Raw genomic sequence first — 21,868 nt, 5'->3', positions numbered from 1 at the left:
GTGTCAGCGGATCAGAAGGGCGGTGCCGAACAGTCCGATTGCAAACACCGTATGCGACACGAGATTGAGGGCGCGGACCTGCATCGGATTGGGGCGCTTCGAAGCAGCCCAGCCCGCACCCATGCCGGGCGCCAGCAAAAACCACCCGGCGCCGACGGTGACGATGCCGAGGATAAAGGCTGGCAGAAAGGTCGGCGCGGTGAGCCAGGCCGTTCCGGCCAGCACGACCAGTATGATGCCGTAGACGATGCCGACAGCATAATGAAAGGCCCAGCCAAGTACTGATTCATGCGCGTAGGGCGAGGCCTCGCCAATGTCGTCATGGAAGACCTTGCCTTCCCTGAGATGCCAGACCCAGCGGCCGACCAGCCCCCAGTTCGGCCGCGGTTGAGCAAACGCCTTGTTCAGGAAAATCGCCCAGACATCCATAAGCGCGGTTGCGCCGATACCGATCGCGACGCTGCGCCAGACGATGTCAGTCATAATCGAGGTCCCCAAAAGCAAGCAGTTCCGAAGCGCCGACGCATGGCCCCGAAAACCGGGTCGGCTTTCGGAAGGATCATGCGCGGATGCAAAAGTCAGCGTCCTTTGGACGCTGAGCGCTCGAAGGCGCCCTTTGCCGTCCCTGGCCTAGGCTGTCGCCAAGACGGAAAGCTGTCCGAGAATGTGAGCCGCACCGGATTCGTCGACGCCGGGCTTTGTCTCGACATTGAGCGCGGTGACCTTGCCGTCGTCGACGATCATCGAAAAACGCTTCGAGCGCAGCCCCATGCCGCCGCTGGAGAGGTCGGCGTCGAGGCCGACCGATTTGGCGAAATCGCCATTGCCATCGGCAAGATAAAGGATTTTGCCTTCACCGCCGCTGAAGCGGGCCCAAGCCCCCATGACGTGAACATCGTTGACCGAGACAACGGCGATAGTGTCGACGCCGCGCGCCAGGATGGCGTCGTAATTATCCAGGTAGCCGGGCAGATGATTGTTGCTGCAGGTCGGCGTGAAAGCGCCTGGAACGCCAAACAGCACGACCGTCTTTCCCGAGAATATCTCGCCCGTCGTGATCGGCTTTGCACCGTCGGCGGTCATTGTCTTGAAGGTCGCATCGGGCAGTTTGTCGCCAACGGAGATCGTCATGATGGTCCTCGCTTGAGAATGGAAAGGGAGTGTCCTTGCGATAGCGAACTAAGGCGCGCCCGGCAACCGTCCAGACGCTGGCATCACGGAAAAGGCAGCAGGCCTTCGACCGCGCCAGCGGCACTTATCAGTGTGTAGTGCAGGCCGCCATCGGTTGGCGTCGTCGACGGCCTGTCGAGGATCGGCACTGTGAAGATCAGCTTGCCATCCTTTTCACTGCGCGCGGGGGCACCGAACATGTAGTCGCGTTCGCCGGCAACGAAGAAGTCGGCGGCCTCGGGACTGCCCGGAAAGCTCGCCTCGACAATCAGCGTCTCGTGGTCCCCTGGCAGTACGTTTATGCCGAAACCAGGAGTCGCGGCAGCGGGCAGGGTTGCAAGGCCTGCCTTGACCAGCGCCGCATCCTCGGCGTTGTCCGGATCGGCGCCGGGATCGACGGTCAGCCTTGCCTGCACCGGGATGCAGATGGTTTCGCAGATGCCGAGGAAAATGTCCGCATCGATGACGGCCGGCTGGCCGGGCGCGGCAAGCGTGAACGTCACCGGCAACGAAACCGGGTGGTCGTAGCCGGCCCATTTGCCATAGCCGTCGTCATGGCGCTGCGGCGGCGGAAACGAAAGCGTCGCGTCGGCAATGTTGGTGCTGGCCGAGACGTCGATCTGTGGCGGCACGCCCGCATCGCCCGGGTCACGCCAATAGGTTTTCCAGCCGGGCTTCAGCGCAATGTCGAGGACGCCCTGGAGACGTCCGGCCTCGTCGGCTTTGCCGCTCGTTACCAGCCGCACCCTGCCGCCTTCGCTGTTGTACCAGGCCGACGAGGAGGCTGAGGCGGGGAAGCCGGTCGCCGATCCAATGGCCACACCAAGCAGCAGGATTTTCAAGCTTTGCATGACGGTGATTTGATCGTCCGTTGATGGCCGCACAATGATTTCATGACGCGGCCGGCATCATATTTGCGTGACCGTCGATTTACGAGCCTGATCAAATCGGGCGCCGCCCATCTTTTCGACGCCCCGGAAACGCGTTACGCTGTGGCCATGGATTTGTTGCGCCATAAAAGGACGGCCGCAGGACCTGGCTTTCTCGACGACCAGTTCCTGATCGCCATGCCCGGCATGAAGGACGACCGCTTCACGCGCTCTGTCATCTACATCTGCGCGCACAGCGACGAAGGCGCGATGGGGCTGATCATCAACCAGACCCAGCAGATGCTGTTTCCGGACCTGCTCGTGCAGCTAGGCATCATGAATGAGATGGAGGCGATTCGACTGCCGCCGCCAGCGCGCGACTTCGTCGTGCGCAATGGCGGACCGGTGGATCGCAGCCGCGGCTTCGTCCTGCATTCGGGCGACTACCGGGTGGAATCCTCGCTCGCCGTGTCCGACGACGTCTGCCTGACCGCGACCGTCGACATATTGCGCGCCATCTCCTCCGGCCGCGGACCCCGGCGGGCGCTGATGGCGCTCGGTTATGCCGGCTGGGGTGCGGGCCAGCTTGAAAACGAGATCGCCGAGAATGGCTGGCTGACTTGCCCGGCAAGTGCCGAGCTTCTGTTCGACGCCGACATCGACCGCAAATACGACCGGATCCTTGCCTCGATCGGCATCGATCTCGCGCATCTCAGCCTGGCTGCCGGTCACGCCTGAGCCTCATCACGCCCGAAATTTGTTACGCTTGAGTGAGCGGATACTGTTCCTTCAGCGTCTTCAGCACCTGGTCGCCGGGCATCGGCGCGCCGAACATAAAGCTTTGCACGTATTCGCAGCCCATCTGCCGCAGCTCCAGCGCATCGCTTTCGTCCGAAATACCTTCGGCAACGACCGACAGGCCGAGCTCATGCGCCATGTTGACCATGGATTTGAGCAGCACCGCGCGTTTCGGCGTCGCGTCGTCGACGAAGCTCTTGTCGATCTTGATGGTGTCGAACGGAAAGCGCGTCAGATAGGCCAGCGATGAATAGCCGGTGCCGAAATCGTCCAGCGACAGGCCGATGCCAAGTTGTTTTAGCTTGGTCAGCACATGAGCGGTCTGCTCGGGATTGTCCATCACCAGCGATTCGGTGAGTTCGAGCCGGAAGCAGCGCGGTTTCAGATTGGCCCGCGCGATCACCGAGCGGACGTCGCTGACCAGGTCGCGGCGGATGAGCTGGCGGCTGGACAGATTGACCGAGACCGACAGCGGTGCATCGCCGATCTGCTTTTGCCATCCCGCCAGGTCTTCGGCAGCCTGTTGCATGGCAAACAGCCCAAGCTGCACGATCAGGCCGCAGTTTTCGGCAACCGGAATGAAATCCGCCGGCGGGATCATGCCGCGCCGGGGATGGTCCCAGCGCAGCAACGCTTCGAAGCCGGCAACGCTGCCGTCCTCCAGCCGCACGATCGGCTGATAGGCAAGCGTGAATTCGCGTCGCTCGATGGCGCGGCGCAGGTCGGACTCGAACTGCAGCCGGTCGGTGCCGACCGTGCGGAAGGCGGGCCGGAACGGCTCGATCCTGTCGCCGCCGAAGCGCTTGGCCTGATGCATGGCAAGCTCGGCATCCTTGACCATGTCCTCGGCCGAGGTCTGCGTGGAGGTCCAGGTGATCAGCCCGATCGAGGCGGTCAGCACGATCTCGCGCTTGGCGAAGGTGATCGGGTTGTTGATGGCGTGCTTGATGGCATCGGCAATGGCCGCGATGCGAGCCGGATCCTGCTCCGACAAAAGCATCAGCGCGAACTGGTCGCCGGCAAAGCGCGACAGCGAATCCTTCGGCTTGAGCAGCCGGTGCAGCCGCCGCGCGATGGTCAAAAGGATGGTGTCGCCGGCCGAGATGCCGAGCCCGTCATTGACCTGCTTGAAGCGGTCGATGTCGATGACGAAGACGGTCGGGCGCACCTTCTCTTCGGTGCGGGCGATCGAAATGATCGCCTCCAGCCGGTTCATGAACAGCTCGCGGTTAGGCAGGCCGGTCAGATTGTCATGTACGGCGTCATGCAGCAGCCGTTCCTCGGACTTCTTCTGCTCCGTCACATCGACCATGGTGCCGACGCAGCGGATGACCTCGCCGTCCGAGCCGATCACCGGCCGGGCGCGCAGCGCAAACCAGTGATAGTGTCCGTCGGCGCCGCGCAGGCGGAAGTTTTGCGACACCCGGCCGCGCCGGTGCTCGAGCACCACGTCGAGCGTCGTGCGAAACGTGTCGCGGTCGTCGGCATGCAGCACCGGCAGCCAGTTGCGGGCGGGCCCGCCGAGGCTGTTGGGCGCAAGACCGAGCTGGATGCTGACGTCGGGACGAGTGACGACGCGGTCGCGCAGCACGTCCCAGTCCCACACAGTATCGCCCGATCCGGCAACCGCCAGCGCCTGCCGCTCAAGATCGGAGAACAGGCCCTGATGCAGGGCGCCGCCGGCAAAAGCGTGCTGCATCACGGTGAAGCCGATCAGCAGGATGATGAGGATCAGCCCGCCGCCCAGCGCCGGCTGGGCGATATCGTTGTCCAGCATGCCGGTGATCGCCATCCACGATCCGCATAGCCACAGCAGAACCATCACCCAACTGGGCACCAGCATGATGGCGCGGTCGTAACCGCGGATACCGAGGAAGATGATCAGGCCGAGCCCGGTAAGCGCGGTTGCGGCGAAGGACAGCCTGGCAATGCCGGCGGCAACCGCCGGATCGATGATGGCGACACCGGCGATCAGCACCAGCCCGAGAATCCAGACCAGCGCGCCGTAGCTGAAATGGCCATGCCACCGGTTGAGGTTGAGATAGGCAAACAGAAACACCACGAAGGTCGCCGCGAGCGCCACCTCCGTTCCGGCGCGCCACATCTGCTCATTGCCCGGTGATATCTCTATGATCTTGTTGAGAAAGCCGAAATCGACGCAGATATAGGCAAGCACCGCCCAGGCCAGGGCCGCCGTTGCCGGGAACATCGAGGTCCCTTTGACGACGAAAAGAATGGTCAGGAACAGCGCCAGCAGGCCGGCGATGCCGATGACGATGCCACGAAACAGCGTGTAGGAATTGACCGAGTCCTTGTAGGATTCAGGGTCCCACAGATAGACCTGCGGCAGCTTGGGCGAGGCGAGCTCGGCGATGAAGGTAATCACCGTTCCGGGGTTCAGCGTGACCCGGAACACGTCGGCGTCGGGGCTGGTCTGGCGGTCGAGCGCAAAGCCTTCGCTGGGCGTGATCGCGGCGATACGGGTCGAGCCGAGATCCGGCCAGAACAGGCCGGAATTCACCAGCCGGAAATGCGGTGCGACAATCAGCCTGTCGAGCTGCTGGTCGGTGGTATTAGCGAGCGCGAACACCGCCCAGTCGCCGGTCGAGCGAGCGTCATTGGCCTCGACCTCGATGCGCCGCACGATCCCGTCCGGGCCGGGTGCCGTCGAGACCTGGAAATTCTCGCCCTGGTTGCGGTAGATTTCGACGGCGCCCGAAAGGTCGAGCGCCACGTCGTCGCGGGCGATCTTGATCGGTTCGACGGCAAACGCCGAGGATGCCGCGCAGAGCGTGACGATTGCCGCCAGCATAAAGGCAAGCAGCGACCCGTTGCGCAGAAAATTCGTCAAAATCAGCCCTTTGTTCCAACGCCCGGCGGATCGTCCGCGATTCGGGCGTATAGGTAATGGTCCTGCCAGATGCCGTTGATCCTGAGATAGGATCGTAGCAGTCCTTCGCGCCGGAATCCGGCTTTTTCAAGCACGCGGATCGACCGGGCGTTATCGGGGATACAGGCAGCTTCGATCCGGTGCAATCGCAGCGTTTCGAAGGCGAAACGCGTCACCACCTTGACGGCATCGGTCATCAGGCCGCGTCCGCTGAAGCGCTCACCGATCCAGTAGCCGATATGGCCGCTTTGGGCGACCCCGTGGCGGATATTGCCGAGGGTGATACCGCCGGCCAGCTTGCCGCTGCTTTTCTCGAAGATGAAGAAGGCGATTGCCGTCCCCTGCGCGTAGTCCTCGCGGTAGCGGCCGATACGATGCCGCCACGCCGTGCGGTCGAGTTCGTCAGAGGTCCATCGCGGCTCCCACGGCTCAAGAAAAGCGCGGCTTTCGCTGCGCAGCACCGACCACTCGCGATAGTCGTTGGTCAGCGGTACGCGCAGCGTGACAAGCTCGCCCTTCAGTGCCGGCAGGTCGCGGCGAAAGAAAGGGAGCGCGAACACGACGCTCGAATAGGCTTAGACGGCAAGCTTACGAGCAGTGGTCTGCGTGCCCGAAAGCGAATCGAGGATCGCCTCATAGGGCGCGAGCGTACCCACCGGCCCGACGGCTGTAAGCGTCGGCTTGGTCGAAAAAAGGCGGGAAGACAGATCCGTCAGCCGCTCGACAGTCAACGCGGCCAGCCGCTCCATCAGCTCTTCCTTGGCGATCGGCCTGCCGAACAAAAGCAACTGCCTGGCGATCTGCGAGGCGCGGCTGGCCGGACTCTCGGCTGACATGATCAGCCCGGCGCGGTATTGGGCACGCGCCCGGTCGAGCTCCTCCTGCAGGATGTTTTCACCGGCCTTTTGCAGCTCGTCGATGATCACAGGCACCAGCTCGGCAATATCGCTTTGTCCGGTTGCCGCATGGACCCCGAAGACGCCGGTGTCGGAAAAACCCCAATGGAAGGCATAGACCGAATAGCACAGGCCGCGTTTTTCACGGACTTCCTGGAAAAGCCGCGACGACATGCCGCCACCGAGAATCATCGACAGGACCTGAGAGGCATAGAAATCGCGGACGTGATAGGCGCGGCCCTCGAAACCCAGCACGATCTGGGCGTCCATCAGGTCGCGGTCCTCGCGAAAATCGCCGCCGACATACTGCGCATATTGCGGGATGGTGCCATCGGCCTTGCCGCGGAAGCTGCCGAGACGCTTTTCGACCTCGCGCACGAAATCGTCGTGCTTGATATCGCCGGCCGCCACCATCACCATGTTCTCGGCGCCGTACTGTCGTTCGATGAAGTCGTGCAGCTGCTTCGAAGTGAAGGATTTGACGGTTTCCGGCGTGCCGAGAATCGAGCGGCCGATAGTCTGGTGGCGAAAGGCGGTCTCGGTAAAGTGATCGAAAACGACATCGTCGGGTGTATCGTGCGCGGCGCCTATCTCCTGCAGAATCACATGCTGCTCGCGCTCCAGCTCCTGCGGATCGAATTCGGATTCCTGCAGGATGTCGGAAAGGATATCGACGGCCAGCGGCACGTCGTCGCTCAGAACCCTTGCATAATAGGAGGTCGTCTCGACGCTGGTGGCGGCATTGATCTCGCCGCCGACGTCCTCGATCTCCGAGGCGATCTCGAAGGCGCTTCGCCGCCTGGTGCCCTTGAAAGCCATGTGCTCGAGCAAGTGCGCCATTCCGTGCTCTTCGTCACGCTCGTTGCGTGCGCCCGACTTGACCCAGGCGCCAAGGGCAACAGATTCGAGGCTTGGAAGGGTTTCGGTGGCGACTGTCAGGCCGTTCGACAGACGGCTTACCTCAACACCCATATGGCAATTACTCCCTAACGCGCCGCCCGCGTGTGGCGGCCGAGATAATCTTCCACCATTTTCAGGTCGGATGGAAGTACCGTGTATTTTTCCTCGGCGCTCATCAACCCGCCCAGCCATGCAGGCAGGGCAGGCGACACGCCACTGGCGGCTTCAACGGCGGCGGGAAACTTTGCCGGGTGCGCAGTGCCCAGCACCACCATCGGCACCTCACCTGCAGCCTTGCCGGCGGCCACATGCGCGGCTGCGGCCGTATGCGGGTCGAGCAGATAGCCGCTCGCCGCAAGTGTGGTGAGGATGGTGGCGGCGACCTCGTCCATGGTGGCGCGGCCGGCGTCGAATTCGGAGCGGATCTTGGCGATTTCGCCGGCCTCGATGGTGAAGGCGCCGGACTGCTTGAGCCCGTCCATGTAGCGCCGCACGGTCGAGGCATCGCGGCCGGCCGCCTCGAACAGCAAGCGTTCGAAGTTCGAAGACACCTGGATGTCCATCGAGGGCGACGTGGTCGAAAAGACCCCCTTCATGCGGTATTCGCCGGTCGCCAGCGTGCGCGCCAGAATATCGTTGTCATTGGTGGCGATGATCAGCCGTTCGATCGGCAGCCCCATCTTCTTGGCGGCATAGCCGGCGAAGATGTCGCCGAAATTGCCGGTCGGCACGGTGAAGGAAACCGACCTGTCGGGCGCGCCGAGCGACAGCGCGGAAGAGAAATAATAGACGATCTGGGCCATGATGCGGGCCCAGTTGATCGAATTGACGCCGGACAGCGATACCCGGTCGCGAAAACCGTGGTCGTTGAACATGTCCTTCACCAGGCCCTGGCAGTCGTCGAAATTGCCTTCGATCGCCAAGGCGTGGACATTTGCGGCGGTCGAGGTCGTCATCTGCCGCTGCTGCACCGGCGAGACGCGGCCGTGCGGGAAAAGCACGAAGATGTCGGTGCGGTTGCGCCCGGCAAAGGCGTCGATGGCCGCCCCTCCGGTGTCGCCAGAGGTGGCGCCGACAATGGTGGCGCGCTGGTCGCGCTCGGCCAGCACATGGTCCATCAGCCGCGCAAGAAGCTGCATCGCCACATCCTTGAACGCGAGCGTTGGGCCGTGGAAGAGCTCGAGCACGAAGCTGTTCGGCCCAGTCTGCACCAGCGGGCAGACGGCCTCATGGCGGAACGTCGCATAGGCTTCGCGTACCAGCCGTTCGAATACCGGCGCCGCGATCTCGCCGCCGAGGAAAGGCGACAGCACACGGATGGCAAGATCGGGATAGGCAAGGCCGCGCATGGCGCGGATCTCGGCTGCGGAAAAATGCGGCCAAGCGCTCGGCAGGTAGAGCCCTCCGTCGCGCGCCAGTCCGGCCAGCACCGCGTCGGAAAATCCAAGCGCGGGCGCTTCCCCGCGGGTACTCACATATTGCATCGTCACGTTTCCATTGCTGCCGGGAATTTTCGCCCGCCGCGAGGTGGTGGATTTCTGCGCAGGCTCAGTCGCATTTTTGCCGCGCGGTTGATATACGTCACCGGCTTTGCGAGAGGGAAGTGCAGTTCATGGCGTTTCATTCATTCAACGGTCGTTTTGTCGCGGGTCTGGCGCTCGCCGGCTTTATGCTTGCCGCCGCAGGCTGCCAATCGAGCGACAATGGTATTCTCGGCTTCGGCAAGAAGGATACGACACCGCCACCGCCACCCGACCCCAAGGTGCTTTCCAGCCAGTTGCAGGCCTATTGTCCGAAAGTGACGTTGCGTGACGGCACCGCCTTCTTCAATACCTACGCCAAGAGCGGTCCGAAGCCGAAGAAAAAAACCGATGTTGCCGCCGAGGAAGCCGTCCAGCCGGCAGCCGACGCGGCAGGCGTCGATCAGCCGGACGATTCCGCCAAGATCATCTATCAGGCTTCGATCACCGATGTGACCCGCGACTGCAGCCGCGCCAACGGCTCCTTGTCGATGAAGATAGCCGTCGCCGGCAAGGTCGTGCCTGGCCCGATGTTCACCCCCGGCACCATCACCATGCCGATCCGCATCGCGGTGATGCACGGCACCGAAGTTCTCTATTCGCAGCTTCACTCTTATCAGGTCCAGGTTACCGATCCTTCGAGTGCCACGCAGTTCGTCTTCACCGATTCCAACATCGTCGTTCCGGAGCCGACGGCGAAGGACTACCAGGCATATGCCGGGTATGATGAGGGCGCTCCGAAAGTAGCGACAGACAAGCCGAAGAAGAAGAAAGCCGCCGCGACCAACTGAGCCGCTGCATTCGCGCCACGGCGGTTGAAGGCGGCCTCTCAGGCGTCCGCCGACCATTCCGACAGCGCGGCGATCACGCTTTTCAGTTCCGCCCAGCGGCGGATGACCGTTTCCGCGCCGGCCTCGGTCAGCGCATCGGCGTGGCCGGGATAGCTGTGCGCCGCGCCGGTGAAGCCGATGACGCGCATTCCCGCCGTCTTGGCGCCGGTGACGCCGTGCACAGAATCCTCGATGACAAAGGTGTTCGCAGGATCGGCCTTGAGCTTTTCCGCGGCGAACCGAAACACGTCCGGCGCCGGCTTGGTTTTCCCGGTCGGGGTTTCCAACGAGGAAAAGATACGGCCGGCAAAGAATGGCAAAAGCTGCACCTTCTCCAGCATGAATTCGATCCGCTCCGAACGCGAATTCGAACAGACGCAGCGCGGCACTGCTACCGCGGCGACAGCCTCGTGCGCCCCGTCGATGGCACGCACGTCGCTGCGCAGCCGGCGATCGACCAGCTGTTCCTCCTTGTCGATCAGCGAGGCCTGGAACGGGATCCGGGACTTTTCCTCGACCCGCATCATGATGTCCTTGAAAGTCAGCCCGGCATAGACCTCGGAAATCTCCTCGGCCGATATCTCGTAGCCGGCCGAGGTCAACAGCTCGGCATCGATCCGCGCGGCGATGATTTCGGAATCGACGAGCACGCCGTCGCAATCGAAGATGACAAGGTCTGGCTGGGGCATGGTGATCCGGAAAGCGGGATGAGGGGAATGCCGAGAGGCCTTTGGTCGAAACGGCTCAGGCGGCGCGGCATACACCAACAGGCCGGGCTTCGCAAATTCGGCGGTCTGCTTCACTGAATATTTACGCTGATCGGTAACCATAACGGACAGTAAACAGTAACGCGTGCTTTGGGTGTCACAATGTCTGCCGTGCGTCTTCTCGACGAGCTTTCCGATGCTCCCCAGCAATCCGAGTGGCTGGATACGATCCTGAAGGGCGACTGCGTCGCCGCGCTCGAACGGCTGCCGGAAAAGTCGATCGACGTGATCTTCGCCGATCCGCCCTACAATCTGCAGCTCGATGGCGATCTGCACCGGCCCGACCAATCCAAGGTCGATGCCGTCGACGACCATTGGGACCAGTTCGACAGTTTTGAGGTCTACGACGCCTTCACCCGCGCCTGGCTGCTGGCGGCGCGCCGCGTGTTGAAGCCGAACGGCACGATCTGGGTCATCGGCTCCTACCACAATATTTTCAGGGTCGGCGCCAAGATGCAGGACCTGGGCTTCTGGATCCTCAACGACGTCGTCTGGCGCAAGACCAATCCAATGCCGAATTTCCGTGGCCGCCGTTTCCAGAATGCCCACGAGACGATGATCTGGGCCTCTCGCGACCAGAAGGGCAAGGGCTACACTTTCAACTACGAGGCGCTGAAGGCATCGAATGACGACATTCAGATGCGCTCCGACTGGCTGTTTCCGATCTGCACCGGCGGCGAGCGCCTGAAGAACGACAATGGTGACAAATTGCATCCGACCCAGAAGCCGGAAGCGTTGCTTGCCCGCGTCATGACGGCATCGACCAGGCCGGGCGACATCGTGCTCGACCCGTTCTTCGGTTCAGGCACCACCGGGGCTGTGGCCAAGCGGCTTGGCCGCCACTTCGTCGGCATCGAGCGCGAACAAACCTATATCGATGCCGCCATGGAACGTATCGATGCGGTCCGGCCGCTGGAAGGCGCCAATTTGACGGTACTGACCGGCAAGCGCGCCGAGCCGCGCGTCGCCTTCGTCACCCTTCTCGACAATGGCCTAGTGGCGCCGGGCGCCACGCTCTACGACGCCAAGAAGCGCTGGGCGGCAAAAGTGCGCGCCGACGGCACGCTGGCCATCGGCGACAGTGCCGGGTCGATCCACAAGATCGGCGCACAAGTGCAGGGGCTGGACGCCTGCAACGGATGGACCTTCTGGCATTATGAGCGCAGCGGCGGCCTGACCCCGATCGACGAGCTTCGCCGCATTGTTCGCCTGGGCATGGATCGGGCAGGGGCCTGAAGCTCCTCAAGTTTCAGCAAATCGCGTTAAAGCGACGCCTCAATCAGTCTTCCGAAGTGATTCAAATCACACCTTGATCCCAAGCCGCTCAAGATCTGCCTTAAGCGTCTGGGCGTCGGTGAACAGCACCGATTGCCAGCCGGCCGCCTTGGCGCCGTCGACGTTCTTCTGGCTGTCGTCGATGAACAGCGTGGCTGACGGTTCGAGGCCGAACGCGGCGATGTGGTGATCGTAGATGGCGCGATCCGGCTTGATTAGCCCGATCTCGGCTGACACCGTGATGCCGCGCGGGCGCTCTAGGAATGGAAAGCGGCCGCGCGCTTCGCGGAACGTATCGTCAGCCCAGTTGGTCAGCAGCGTCACGTCGTGGCCCGTGTCGATCAGGCGCTCCATGAGGGCAACGCTGTCATCATAGGCATGCGGTGCCATTTCGTGCCAATGGCGGCGGAAATTGCGGATGTTCTGTTCGTGATCCGGATGCTCGGCGATCAGGAGCGTCTCAGCCTCTTCCCAACTGCGGCCGCGGTCCTGCTCGATGTTCCAATCATGCGTGCAGACATTGTCGAAGAACCATTTCCGTTCGTCGGGATCGGGGATCAAGCGACTGAAGGGCAGGTTCGGATCATAGTGGATCAGCACTTTGCCGATGTCGAAAACGATGTGGCGGATTTCAGTCATTCTTCTCTCTTTCAACGCGGCCGCTGCTTTTTCGTCGCGCCCGGTATCGCCGCTTCGATTACCTTTTTCATGACGCTCGGCAGCGCTTCCCCGGAAATTTCATGGGCCAGCGACCAGAAATGCCCGGCCGGGGCGGCACTGTCGGTGTCCGCCTTGAACACGTCGAGTTCAAGCGCAAAATGGGTGAAGACATGGCCGATGCGTCCGGCCTGCCGCCAGTTGCCGGGGAAGGGGGCTGCCGCTTCCGTGGTGGCGCCGTCGATGCGCGCCGTCCAGCCGGTCGTCGGCACCTCAGTCATGCCGCCGAGGAGGCCCTTTTCGACGCGCTTGCGCAAAAGCACGGCGCCGTCGCCCCTGACGGCAACGAAGGCGGCACCGCGGCGTAAGGGCCTTTCGGCCTTGGGCAGGCGGACCGGAAAGCGTTCGGGATCGCCCGAGATTGTGGCGCCGCAGGCCTCGCGAACGGGGCAGAGCATGCAGCGGGGCCGGCGCGGCGTGCAGATCGTCGCGCCCAGGTCCATCATCGCCTGCGCGAAGTCGCCGGGCCTTGTCGAGGGAACCATGCGTTCGACCTGGCCGCGTATCTCGCCCTTGGCTTCGCCCAGCGGCGTGGCGATCGAAAACAGCCGTGAGACGACTCGTTCGACATTGCCGTCGACGACCGCGGCTGGTCGGTCGAAGGCGATCGCCGCGATCGCCGCCGCCGTATACGCGCCGATGCCGGGCAGTTCCTTCAAGCCGGACTCGCCGTCCGGGAAGCGGCCGCCTTGCCGCGCGACGAGATCGGCACAGGCTTTGAGATTACGGGCGCGGGAATAATAGCCGAGCCCGGCCCAGGCCTTCATGACGTCTTCGGTCGGTGCCGCCGCCAGCGCCTGGACAGTTGGCCATTTCTGCACGAACGCCCGGAAATAGGATTTTACCGCCTCGACCGTGGTTTGCTGCAGCATCACCTCGGAAAGCCAGACCAGATAGGGATCGGGCCGCGCCCCGCCCGCCAGCGCGCGCGGCGAAACGCGCCAGGGCAGGTCGCGGTGATGCGCGTCGTACCAGCCAAGCAGCCGGGATGCGATCTCGCCATTGTCTCCGGATACGGCCTTGCGGGTCTGGTCGTGCAGTGCCATTGATCGAGGGTCGGCCCTAATCCATTGGTGCTGAAGCTGGAGAACGCACATGGCAGGGAAAAGGCCCTTCGGCAATCCCGTTCCGGTGAGCGATCTCGCAACCGAGATACTCGACCCGGTGCTGCGCAAGCGGGCCGGCATGTCGATCGGGTTGGTCCAGTCATGGGAAGAAATTGCCGGGCCGCGGCTTGCCGGCCGCTCGCGCCCGGAAAAGATCCAGTGGCCGCGCCGCATGCACGAGGACGATCCGTTCGAGCCGGCCGTGCTGGTGATTGCCTGCGAGGGTGTAGCGGCACTGCACCTGCAGCACGAGACCGGCGAGATCATCAACCGGGTCAATGCCTTCCTCGGTTTCAATGCGATCGGCCGGATCAGGATCGTGCAGAAGCCGGTAATGGCGGGCAAGGAAAAGCCGAAACCCAGTTTGCGGCCATTGACTGCGGCCGAGAAAGCGAAGCTGTCCGGCACCGTCGGTTTGATCGAGGACGGCGGGCTGCGTGCCTCGCTGGAGCGGCTTGGCGCCACCATTCTCGGGCAAAAGAAGCCGTGATCTCGCGCTATCGTGATGGTATGCCCGGATTTGGCGATTGGAATAGGCGCGGTAATGCCTTAATTCGCGCCAACTCTCGCTTTTTGTAGCCTTTGCATTGCAAAATCCAACTATTGCCAGGTGATTCGTATGATCCGTTCCTTGTCCCGCAGACACCTTTTGACTTCGCTGGCCGCAATACCAGCGGCGGCGCTGCTTGCCGCCTGCAGCGACTCGGGCGAGAAAGCCGAGGCGCAGGATGTGAAGCCTGCGGCTCCCGCGGATCCTGCGAAGCCGGCCGCTCCGGCCGCTGCCACAGCGCCTGAAGCTCAGGGCACGGTGGATATGGCAGCCTTGTTGAAGCCCGGTGCGCTGCCCGACATGCAGCTCGGCAAGGACGATGCAAAGGTCACCATCGTCGAATATGCATCAATGACCTGCCCGCATTGCGCGCATTTCGCCGAGACCACTTTTCCGGAGCTGAAGACGAAATATATCGACACCGGCAAGGCCCGTTACATACTGCGCGAGTTTCCGTTCGATCCCAGCGCCGAGGCCGGTTTCATGCTGGCGCGCTGCTCCAAGGACAACTATTTCCCGATGGTCGACGTACTGTTCAGGCAGCAGGCGAACTGGGTTGGTGTGAACAATACCAAGGACGCACTGCTGCAAATCGCCAAGCTTGCCGGTTTTACACAGGAGTCCTTCGAGGCCTGCTTGACGGACCAGAAACTTCTGGACGATGTGAGATCCGTCCAGAAGCGCGGCGCCGACGAATTCAAGGTCGATTCCACACCGACCTTTTTCATCAACGGAAAGACCTACAAAGGGGCGATGTCGATTGCGGAAATGTCGGCCATCATCGACCCTCTGCTCTGACGTTTCGGCAGCGCCGAAGCGGCGTAGCTTCGGCGTGCGCACTTCTTTGTGTTGCCGCGGGTTCTCGTTGCAAAATCGCGGCACAGTTTTGCGAAACTTGGCTATGGGCCGGCGCGAATGAAGTTCTCGCGCCTTCGCCTGCTCGGCTTCAAATCCTTCGTCGAACCCGGCGAGTTCGTCATCGAACGCGGCCTGACCGGCATCGTCGGGCCGAACGGCTGCGGCAAGTCGAACCTGGTCGAGGCGCTGCGCTGGGTCATGGGCGAAAGCTCCTACAAGAACATGCGCGCGTCCGGCATGGACGACGTCATCTTTTCCGGCTCGGGAACGCGTCCGGCCCGCAACACCGCCGAAGTCACGCTCTTCCTTGACAATAGCGACCGCACTGCGCCGTCCGCCTTCAACGACGCCGATGAGTTGCAGGTCTCGCGCCGCATCGAGCGTGAGGCGGGCTCGCTCTACCGCATCAACGGCAAGGAGGCTCGCGCCAAGGATGTGCAGCTGCTGTTCGCCGACCAGTCGACCGGCGCCCGCTCGCCCTCGATGGTCGGCCAGGGCCGCATCGGCGAGCTGATCCAGGCAAAGCCGCAGGCGCGCCGCGCACTGCTGGAGGAGGCGGCCGGCATTTCCGGCCTGCATACGCGCCGCCACGAAGCCGAGCTGCGGCTGAAGGCGGCGGAACAGAACCTCGAAAGGCTGGACGACGTCGTCGGCGAGCTGGAAAGCCAGATCGAAAGCCTGAAACGCCAGGCCCGCCAGGCCTCGCGCTTCAAGAACCTGTCGGCCGACATCCGCAAAGCCGAAGCGACGCTGCTGCATCTGCGCTGGACGCTGGCCAAGACGCAGGAAGGCGAAGCGCGTTCGGCGCTGGCGATTGCCACCGCGCTGGTCGGCGACCGCGCCGCCGCCCAGATGGCTGCCGCCAGGGAACAAGGCATCAACGCCCACCGGCTGCCGGACCTGCGCGATGCGGAAGCCGCTGCCGCCGCCGCCTTCCAGCGTCTTTCGATCGCCAAGGCGCAGATCGAGGAAGAGGCAGGCCGCATCCGCGCCCGCCAGGGAGAGCTCGACCGCCGACTGCAACAGCTTGATGGTGACCTAGCCCGCGAGGAGCGCATGGTCCGCGACAATGCGGATATCCTCGAACGTCTCGCCGCCGAAGAAGCCGCGCTCAACGCCGAAAACGCCGGCGCCGCCGAGCGCGAGGCCAGCACCCGCGCGGCTTTCGAGCAGGCGGCATCGACGCTTGCCTCGAGCGAGGCCAGGCTCGCCGCGCTGACCGCCGAACGGGCGGAGGCTGCCGCCTCGCGCAACCAGATCGAACGGACGCTGCGCGACACCGCTGAGCGCCGCGACCGCTTTGCCCGCCAGCTTGCCGATGTCGACCGCGAACTGTCGGAGATCGTCTCCAGGGTCGCCGGCCTGCCCGATCCCGCCGAGAAGCGGCTGCTGGTCGATCAGGCGCTGGCGCTGCTCGAAGAGGCCGAGGCAGCCGCCATTGCCGCTGAACAGACGGTTGCCGAGGCGCGTGCAGGCGAAGGTGCTGCCCGCCCACCGGTTCAGGACGCAAAGGCCGAGCTGGCGCGGATCGAAACCGAGGCCCGCACGCTGGCCAAGATACTCAACGCCGCCAGCGGCGATCTATTTCCCTCGGTGCTGGAGCAGATCAGCGTCGAGCGCGGCTACGAGACGGCGCTGGGTGCCGCGCTTGGCGAAGATCTCGACGTGCCGCTCGACCGCAGTGCGCCGGTGCATTGGGGCCAGAGCGAAATCCAGTCCGCCGACGCCGCATTGCCCGAAGGCATAAGGAGCCTCGCCAGCGTTGTGCGCGCGCCGGCACAGCTGGCCCGCAGGCTGGCCCAGATCGGCATCGTCGAAGCCGCCGACGGAAGACGGCTGCAGACGCTGCTTGCTCCCGGTCAACGATTGGTCAGCCGCGAAGGCGCGTTGTGGCGTTGGGACGGCTTCACCGCCAGCGCCGATGCCCCGACCGCCGCCGCACAGCGGCTGGCGCAGAAAAACCGGCTGGCCGAGCTCGATGCCGAAGCAGTCCATGCCACGCGCATCCTGCGCGAAGCTGAACAAGCCCTTGCCCAGGCCGAACAGGCGCTTGCCCAGGCGAGCGAGGCTGAACGCAACACCCGGCAGGCCGGGCGCGACGCCCGGCACGGGCTGGACGCTGCCCGCAATACGCTGGCCGAGGCCGAAAAAGCCGGCGGCGAGCTGTCGAGCCGGCGTGCCGCCCTTGACGAGGCGCGCGCACGCATAGTCGACAGCCATGAGGAAACGGCGGCGGCATTCGTCGAGGCGGAAATGCTGCTGCAAGACGCGCCCGATCTCGGCGATCTGCAACTGCAGCTCGAGCAGTCGGCGGCCAACGTCGCCGGCGACCGCGCCGCCCTTGCCGATGCGCGTGCCGTTCACGAGGGCCTGAGGCGGGAAGCCGAGGCACGTGCGCGCCGGCTCGATGCCATCGGCTCTGAACGGCGCAACTGGGTGGCGCGCGCCGAAAACGCCTCGACACAGATCGCGGCGCTCGGCGAACGCAAGGCCGAGGCCGAGGCCGAGCGCGAGCAACTGGCCGACGCCCCCGACGAGATCGACGCCAAGCGGCGCGCCTTACTATCGCAGCTCGCCGAGGCCGAAAGCCTGCGCAAGGCAGCGGGCGACCGCTTGCAGGAAGCAGAGAACCGGCAGTCCGAGCTGGACAAGGCTGCGACCGCCGCCATCCAGTCGCTGGCCGAAGCGCGGGAAACGCGTGTTCGCGCCGAAGAGCGGCTGACCGCCGCCGACGAGCGTCGGCTGGAAGTCGAGGCGCGCATCCAGGAAACGCTGAACACGCCGCCGCACCTGGTGATCCGCCACACCGGCCTCGAACCCGACAGCCCGATGCCCGAAATGGCCGAGGTCGAGCGTCAGCTCGACCGACTGAAGGTCGAACGCGAACGGTTGGGCGCCGTCAATTTGCGCGCCGAGGAAGAGCAGAAGGAATTGTCGGACCGGCTGGAGGCCATCGTTTCCGAGCGCGACGACATCATCGAGGCGATCCGCAAGCTGCGGCAGGCGATCCACAGCCTGAACCGTGAAGGCCGCGAGCGGCTGCTCGCTGCCTTCGAGGTGGTCAACGGCCATTTTCAACGGCTGTTTTCGCACCTGTTCGGCGGCGGCACCGCCGAGCTGCAACTGATCGAGTCCGACGATCCGCTCGAAGCGGGGCTCGAGATCCTGGCGCGACCGCCCGGCAAGAAGCCGCAGACGATGACGCTGCTGTCCGGCGGCGAGCAGGCATTGACGGCGATGTCACTGATCTTCGCCGTGTTCCTGACCAACCCGGCACCGATCTGCGTGCTCGACGAAGTCGACGCGCCGCTCGACGACCACAATGTCGAGCGTTTCTGCAATCTGATGGACGAAATGGCCGCAACCACCGAGACACGCTTCGTCATCATCACACACAACCCGATCACCATGGCGCGCATGGACCGGCTGTTCGGGGTGACCATGGCCGAGCAAGGCGTCAGCCAGCTGGTGTCGGTCGACCTGCAGGCGGCCGAAGCCATGCGCGAGGCAAGCTGACGCATCAGCTTAATGGTGGTCTCCACCTCGGCTTTCGACTATAGCACGACGAAATGGTCCGGATCTGCCGCTCCAGATACCGGCCCGGCTATGCGCGTGGAGAAGCTTGTTGCCTATACTTGTCACCGGAGCCGCGGGGTTCATTGGCAGTCACGTTTGCCACCATCTGCTCGACCGGGGCGAAGCGGTCGTCGGCGTCGACAACATGAACGACTATTACGACCTGGCGCTCAAAAAGGGGCGGCTTGCCGCGCTTCTGCCCCATAAGGATTTTTCGTTCCACCAGATCGATATTGCCGAACAGGGTGCGCTTGCGGCCGCTTTGGCCGGGCAAGGCATCGTCAGGATCGTCCATCTCGCCGCGCAGGCGGGCGTGCGCCACTCACTCGACAATCCGCGGCTCTATATCCGCTCCAATGTCATGGGCCACCTCGAAGTGCTCGAATTCTGTCGCGCCGAACCGGCATTCGAGCATCTGGTCTATGCCTCGTCGAGCTCGGTGTATGGCGGCAACCGCAGCGTGCCGTTCAGCGAAGCCGATCAGGTCGACAAGCCCGTTTCGCTTTACGCTGCCACCAAGAAAACCGATGAGTTGATGAGCCACACCTACGCCCATCTGTTCGGTATACCGCAGACCGGCCTGCGGTTTTTCACGGTCTACGGTCCCTGGGGCCGTCCCGACATGGCCTATTGGATGTTCACCCAGGCGATGCTCGAGGGCAAGCCGATCCGGGTCTTCAACAATGGCGAAATGTGGCGCGATTTCACCTACATAGACGATGTTGTGAAGGCGGTTGTCGCCGTGCTCGACAAGCCGCCGTCGGCTGACGTTCCGCCGAACAGGCTCTACAATGTCGGCAACAACCGGCCGGTGCGGCTGGGCGACTTCATCGACATTCTGGAAAGGCTGCTCGAGGTCAAGGCAATCCGCCACAACGAGCCGATGCAGGCGAGCGACGTCGAGAAGACTTACGCCGACATGACCGCGCTGGAGCGGGATTTCGGCTTCAGGCCTAGCGTTTCGATAGAGGACGGGCTGAAGAAGTTTGTCGACTGGTACCGGCCGTACTCGAAGCAGTGATTTGCACCGCTCGCCGTGACGCCTTCATGCGTGACACCTGGAGTGGCGCGCAAGTCGGTCCGCAAAAGCATCATTTTATCCTAACATCCTGTTAACCACATGCTTGCTGAAACATATCCGATTAACCTTTGAGGCGCTTATGACCGCTATGTTTCGTGGCTTGCTGTTCAGTATGAGCTGTGTGGATGTGCGGATTCGGGGGCTATTTCGGTTCAGTCCGGGATGCGGAAGCTTTGCTTGCGCGCATGACGTCTGCGATCGCCCATCGCGGGCCGGATGAACAAGGGAAATTCGTAGCGCCCGAGGCTGGACTTGGGCATGCGCGGCTGTCGGTGATCGGGATTGGTGATGGCCAGCAGCCGATGTCCGACGAAACCGGCAATTTGACGATTGCCTTCAACGGCGAGATCTTCAACTACGTGGAATTGCGGGAAGGGCTGCTGGCCAAGGGCCGACGCTTCCGCACGTCGAGCGATACCGAAGTTCTCTTGCAGCTGTATGACGAGATCGGCGAAGACTGCCTGTCGCTCCTGAACGGTGATTTCGCCTTCGCGATTTGGGACAATCGGCGGCGGCGGATGGTGCTTGCAAGAGACCGCATGGGTGTTCGGCCGCTGTTCTACACCAGCAAGGACGGGGTGCTCTACTTTGCGTCGGAGATAAAGGCCCTGCTGAAGGTACCTGGCGTCTCGGCCGAAATCGATCCGATTGCACTCGACCAGATCTTTACCCTGTGGGCGCCGATCGCTCCACGCACGGCTTTCCGCAACATCCACGAGCTGGAGCCGGCAAGCGTGATGATCGCGACACAGGGGCAAGTCACGGTCAAACCATATTGGCACCTGGACTACCCGTATCCGGATACGCCATCGAAGATCACCAATGAGGACGACGCGGCCGAGGAACTGCAGGTCCTTTTGACCGACGCAGTGAGGCTTCGCATGCGCGCCGACGTGCCGGTCGGTTCTTACCTTTCGGGCGGGCTCGATTCATCCCTCGTTTCGGCACTCGCGGCCGGTATGACTCCTCTTAAGCTGCAGACATTTTCCGTGACGTTCGACAGCGCTGAGCATGACGAAAGCGCCTTCCAGACCGAAATGGCGTCAGCACTTGGCACGCGCCATCGAACCATAGCCTGCCGTGCCGGCGATATCGCCGGTGTGTTTCCCGAAGTCATCCGCTTTACCGAGCGGCCGATCATCCGCACCGCCCCGGCCCCCCTATATCAACTGTCCGGCCTCGTTCGCCAGGCCGGTTTGAAAGTGGTGCTGACAGGCGAAGGCGCCGACGAGGTCTTTGCCGGTTATGATGTCTTCAAGGAAGCGCGCGTTCGCCGTTTCTGCGCACGACAGCCGGCATCGCGCATAAGGCCACAGCTGTTCCGCAAGCTTTATCCCTATCTGCCGGGCCTGCAACAGCAGTCCGTGGAGTACCTGGCTGCGTTCTTCGGCACCGGCAGCGCCGCCCTGGACGATCCGCTGTTCTCGCATCGGCCGCGTTTCAAGACCACATCAGCGGCGAAGATGTTCTTTTCCGGTGACCTGCGCGCAACATTGAAGGGCTATGATGCAGCCGAGGACCTGGCCAGCCGGTTGCCTGAGGCGTTTTCCCGGTGGCATCCGCTGCACCAGGCGCAATATCTCGAAACCCGCTTTCTCCTGCCGGGCTACATCCTCTCCAGCCAGGGCGATCGCATGGCCATGGCGCACGGTATCGAGGGGCGGTTCCCCTTCCTTGACCATCGCATGGTAGAGTTTGCGGCAAGACTTCCGCCGGAGATGAAGCTGAAGGGACTGGTGGAAAAACATATATTGCGCAAAGCTGCCAAGCACCTGCTTCCGACGGCCATCCGCGAGCGCACCAAACAGCCTTACCGGGCGCCGGAAGCCCGCTCCTTCGTTGGAGCGGGAGAACTGGACTACGTACGCGACTCGCTGAACGAAGCGAGTATCGCCGCCGGAGGACTATTCAACGCCAAGGCGGTGGCGAACCTGCACGAGAAATGCCGCTTGCAGCCAGCGTCCGGATTCCGCGACAATGCGGCTTTCGTCGGCATTTTGTCGACGCAACTGTGGCAGAAGATTTTCACCGGCGAAAAGGTCGGTGCAGCACGAGCGGCCTGAGA

At 63.2% G+C, this 21,868-nt stretch carries 18 protein-coding genes; 8 read left to right on the top strand and 10 right to left on the bottom strand.

The window, feature by feature from the left end; translation table 11 throughout:
• Positions 1 to 3: 3 nt before the first annotated feature.
• From NKI19_RS17565 to NKI19_RS17555, 3 genes are all read right to left on the bottom strand, one after another.
• Complete coding sequence (locus tag NKI19_RS17565) at positions 4 to 483, bottom strand: DUF2938 domain-containing protein (protein WP_352489623.1); 480 nt, start codon at positions 481 to 483, stop codon at positions 4 to 6.
• A gap of 147 nt (positions 484 to 630) precedes the next feature.
• The gene (locus tag NKI19_RS17560; RefSeq protein ID WP_292657494.1) at positions 631 to 1,131 is read right to left on the bottom strand and encodes a peroxiredoxin; all 501 of its coding nucleotides are present in this window, start codon (positions 1,129 to 1,131) and stop codon (positions 631 to 633) included.
• Between the two features lie 83 nt (positions 1,132 to 1,214).
• On the bottom strand, positions 1,215 to 2,021 hold the full coding sequence (locus NKI19_RS17555; RefSeq protein WP_352489624.1) for a protein-disulfide reductase DsbD domain-containing protein: 807 nt from the start codon (positions 2,019 to 2,021) through the stop codon (positions 1,215 to 1,217).
• A 147-nt stretch (positions 2,022 to 2,168) separates the two neighbouring features.
• On the opposite strand from NKI19_RS17555, the gene NKI19_RS17550 reads away from it, so the two are divergent.
• Entirely contained in the window at positions 2,169 to 2,777 is a 609-nt protein-coding gene (locus NKI19_RS17550) for a YqgE/AlgH family protein (RefSeq protein ID WP_352489755.1), read from the top strand.
• A 22-nt stretch (positions 2,778 to 2,799) separates the two neighbouring features.
• On the opposite strand, the gene NKI19_RS17545 is transcribed toward NKI19_RS17550, so the two are convergent.
• Genes NKI19_RS17545 through thrC form a run of 4 tightly spaced genes read right to left on the bottom strand, consistent with a single transcriptional unit; the run spans position 2,800 to position 9,007 of the window.
• Entirely contained in the window at positions 2,800 to 5,688 is a 2,889-nt protein-coding gene (locus tag NKI19_RS17545) for an EAL domain-containing protein (protein WP_292657502.1), read from the bottom strand.
• Between the two features lie 2 nt (positions 5,689 to 5,690).
• A complete protein-coding gene (locus NKI19_RS17540; RefSeq protein WP_352489625.1) occupies positions 5,691 to 6,287 on the bottom strand; it encodes a GNAT family N-acetyltransferase in 597 nt (198 codons plus the stop codon).
• A gap of 15 nt (positions 6,288 to 6,302) precedes the next feature.
• Positions 6,303 to 7,595, bottom strand: coding sequence for a M16 family metallopeptidase (locus NKI19_RS17535; protein ID WP_023674150.1), 1,293 nt, complete (start codon positions 7,593 to 7,595; stop codon positions 6,303 to 6,305).
• Positions 7,596 to 7,609: 14 nt separating this feature from the next.
• Complete coding sequence (thrC, locus tag NKI19_RS17530; protein WP_352489626.1) at positions 7,610 to 9,007, bottom strand: threonine synthase; 1,398 nt, start codon at positions 9,005 to 9,007, stop codon at positions 7,610 to 7,612.
• 128 nt (positions 9,008 to 9,135) lie between these two features.
• Between thrC and NKI19_RS17525 the strand changes: the two genes are divergently transcribed.
• The gene (locus NKI19_RS17525; RefSeq protein ID WP_352489627.1) at positions 9,136 to 9,834 is read left to right on the top strand and encodes a hypothetical protein; all 699 of its coding nucleotides are present in this window, start codon (positions 9,136 to 9,138) and stop codon (positions 9,832 to 9,834) included.
• A 38-nt stretch (positions 9,835 to 9,872) separates the two neighbouring features.
• Here NKI19_RS17525 and NKI19_RS17520 read toward each other — a convergent pair whose 3' ends face one another.
• The gene (locus NKI19_RS17520) at positions 9,873 to 10,562 is read right to left on the bottom strand and encodes an HAD family hydrolase (RefSeq protein WP_254818468.1); all 690 of its coding nucleotides are present in this window, start codon (positions 10,560 to 10,562) and stop codon (positions 9,873 to 9,875) included.
• A gap of 180 nt (positions 10,563 to 10,742) precedes the next feature.
• Here NKI19_RS17520 and NKI19_RS17515 point away from each other — a divergent pair, with 180 nt between their 5' ends.
• A complete protein-coding gene (locus NKI19_RS17515; RefSeq protein WP_352489628.1) occupies positions 10,743 to 11,876 on the top strand; it encodes a site-specific DNA-methyltransferase in 1,134 nt (377 codons plus the stop codon).
• Between the two features lie 66 nt (positions 11,877 to 11,942).
• Here NKI19_RS17515 and NKI19_RS17510 read toward each other — a convergent pair whose 3' ends face one another.
• The gene (locus NKI19_RS17510; protein ID WP_352489629.1) at positions 11,943 to 12,554 is read right to left on the bottom strand and encodes an HAD family hydrolase; all 612 of its coding nucleotides are present in this window, start codon (positions 12,552 to 12,554) and stop codon (positions 11,943 to 11,945) included.
• A gap of 11 nt (positions 12,555 to 12,565) precedes the next feature.
• Entirely contained in the window at positions 12,566 to 13,678 is a 1,113-nt protein-coding gene (mutY, locus tag NKI19_RS17505; RefSeq protein ID WP_352489630.1) for an A/G-specific adenine glycosylase, read from the bottom strand.
• A 49-nt stretch (positions 13,679 to 13,727) separates the two neighbouring features.
• Here mutY and NKI19_RS17500 point away from each other — a divergent pair, with 49 nt between their 5' ends.
• The 5 genes from NKI19_RS17500 to asnB all read left to right on the top strand — a co-directional run bounded on the left by NKI19_RS17500 (position 13,728) and on the right by asnB (position 21,866).
• Complete coding sequence (locus NKI19_RS17500; protein WP_292657525.1) at positions 13,728 to 14,228, top strand: DUF721 domain-containing protein; 501 nt, start codon at positions 13,728 to 13,730, stop codon at positions 14,226 to 14,228.
• Positions 14,229 to 14,357: 129 nt separating this feature from the next.
• Positions 14,358 to 15,086: a DsbA family protein gene (locus tag NKI19_RS17495; protein WP_352489631.1), complete on the top strand. Its 729-nt coding sequence runs from the start codon at positions 14,358 to 14,360 to the stop codon at positions 15,084 to 15,086.
• Positions 15,087 to 15,203: 117 nt separating this feature from the next.
• Positions 15,204 to 18,662, top strand: coding sequence for a chromosome segregation protein SMC (gene smc, locus NKI19_RS17490; RefSeq protein ID WP_352566777.1), 3,459 nt, complete (start codon positions 15,204 to 15,206; stop codon positions 18,660 to 18,662).
• A gap of 109 nt (positions 18,663 to 18,771) precedes the next feature.
• Positions 18,772 to 19,743: an NAD-dependent epimerase/dehydratase family protein gene (locus NKI19_RS17485; RefSeq protein WP_352489633.1), complete on the top strand. Its 972-nt coding sequence runs from the start codon at positions 18,772 to 18,774 to the stop codon at positions 19,741 to 19,743.
• 185 nt (positions 19,744 to 19,928) lie between these two features.
• Positions 19,929 to 21,866: an asparagine synthase (glutamine-hydrolyzing) gene (gene asnB / locus NKI19_RS17480; protein WP_352489634.1), complete on the top strand. Its 1,938-nt coding sequence runs from the start codon at positions 19,929 to 19,931 to the stop codon at positions 21,864 to 21,866.
• The last annotated feature ends 2 nt before the right edge of the window (positions 21,867 to 21,868 follow it).

This window comes from Mesorhizobium sp. M0751 (assembly GCF_040320265.1).
In the GTDB taxonomy this organism is placed as follows: Bacteria; Pseudomonadota; Alphaproteobacteria; order Rhizobiales; family Rhizobiaceae; genus Mesorhizobium.
This window is presented reverse-complemented; position numbering and strand designations above follow the sequence as displayed.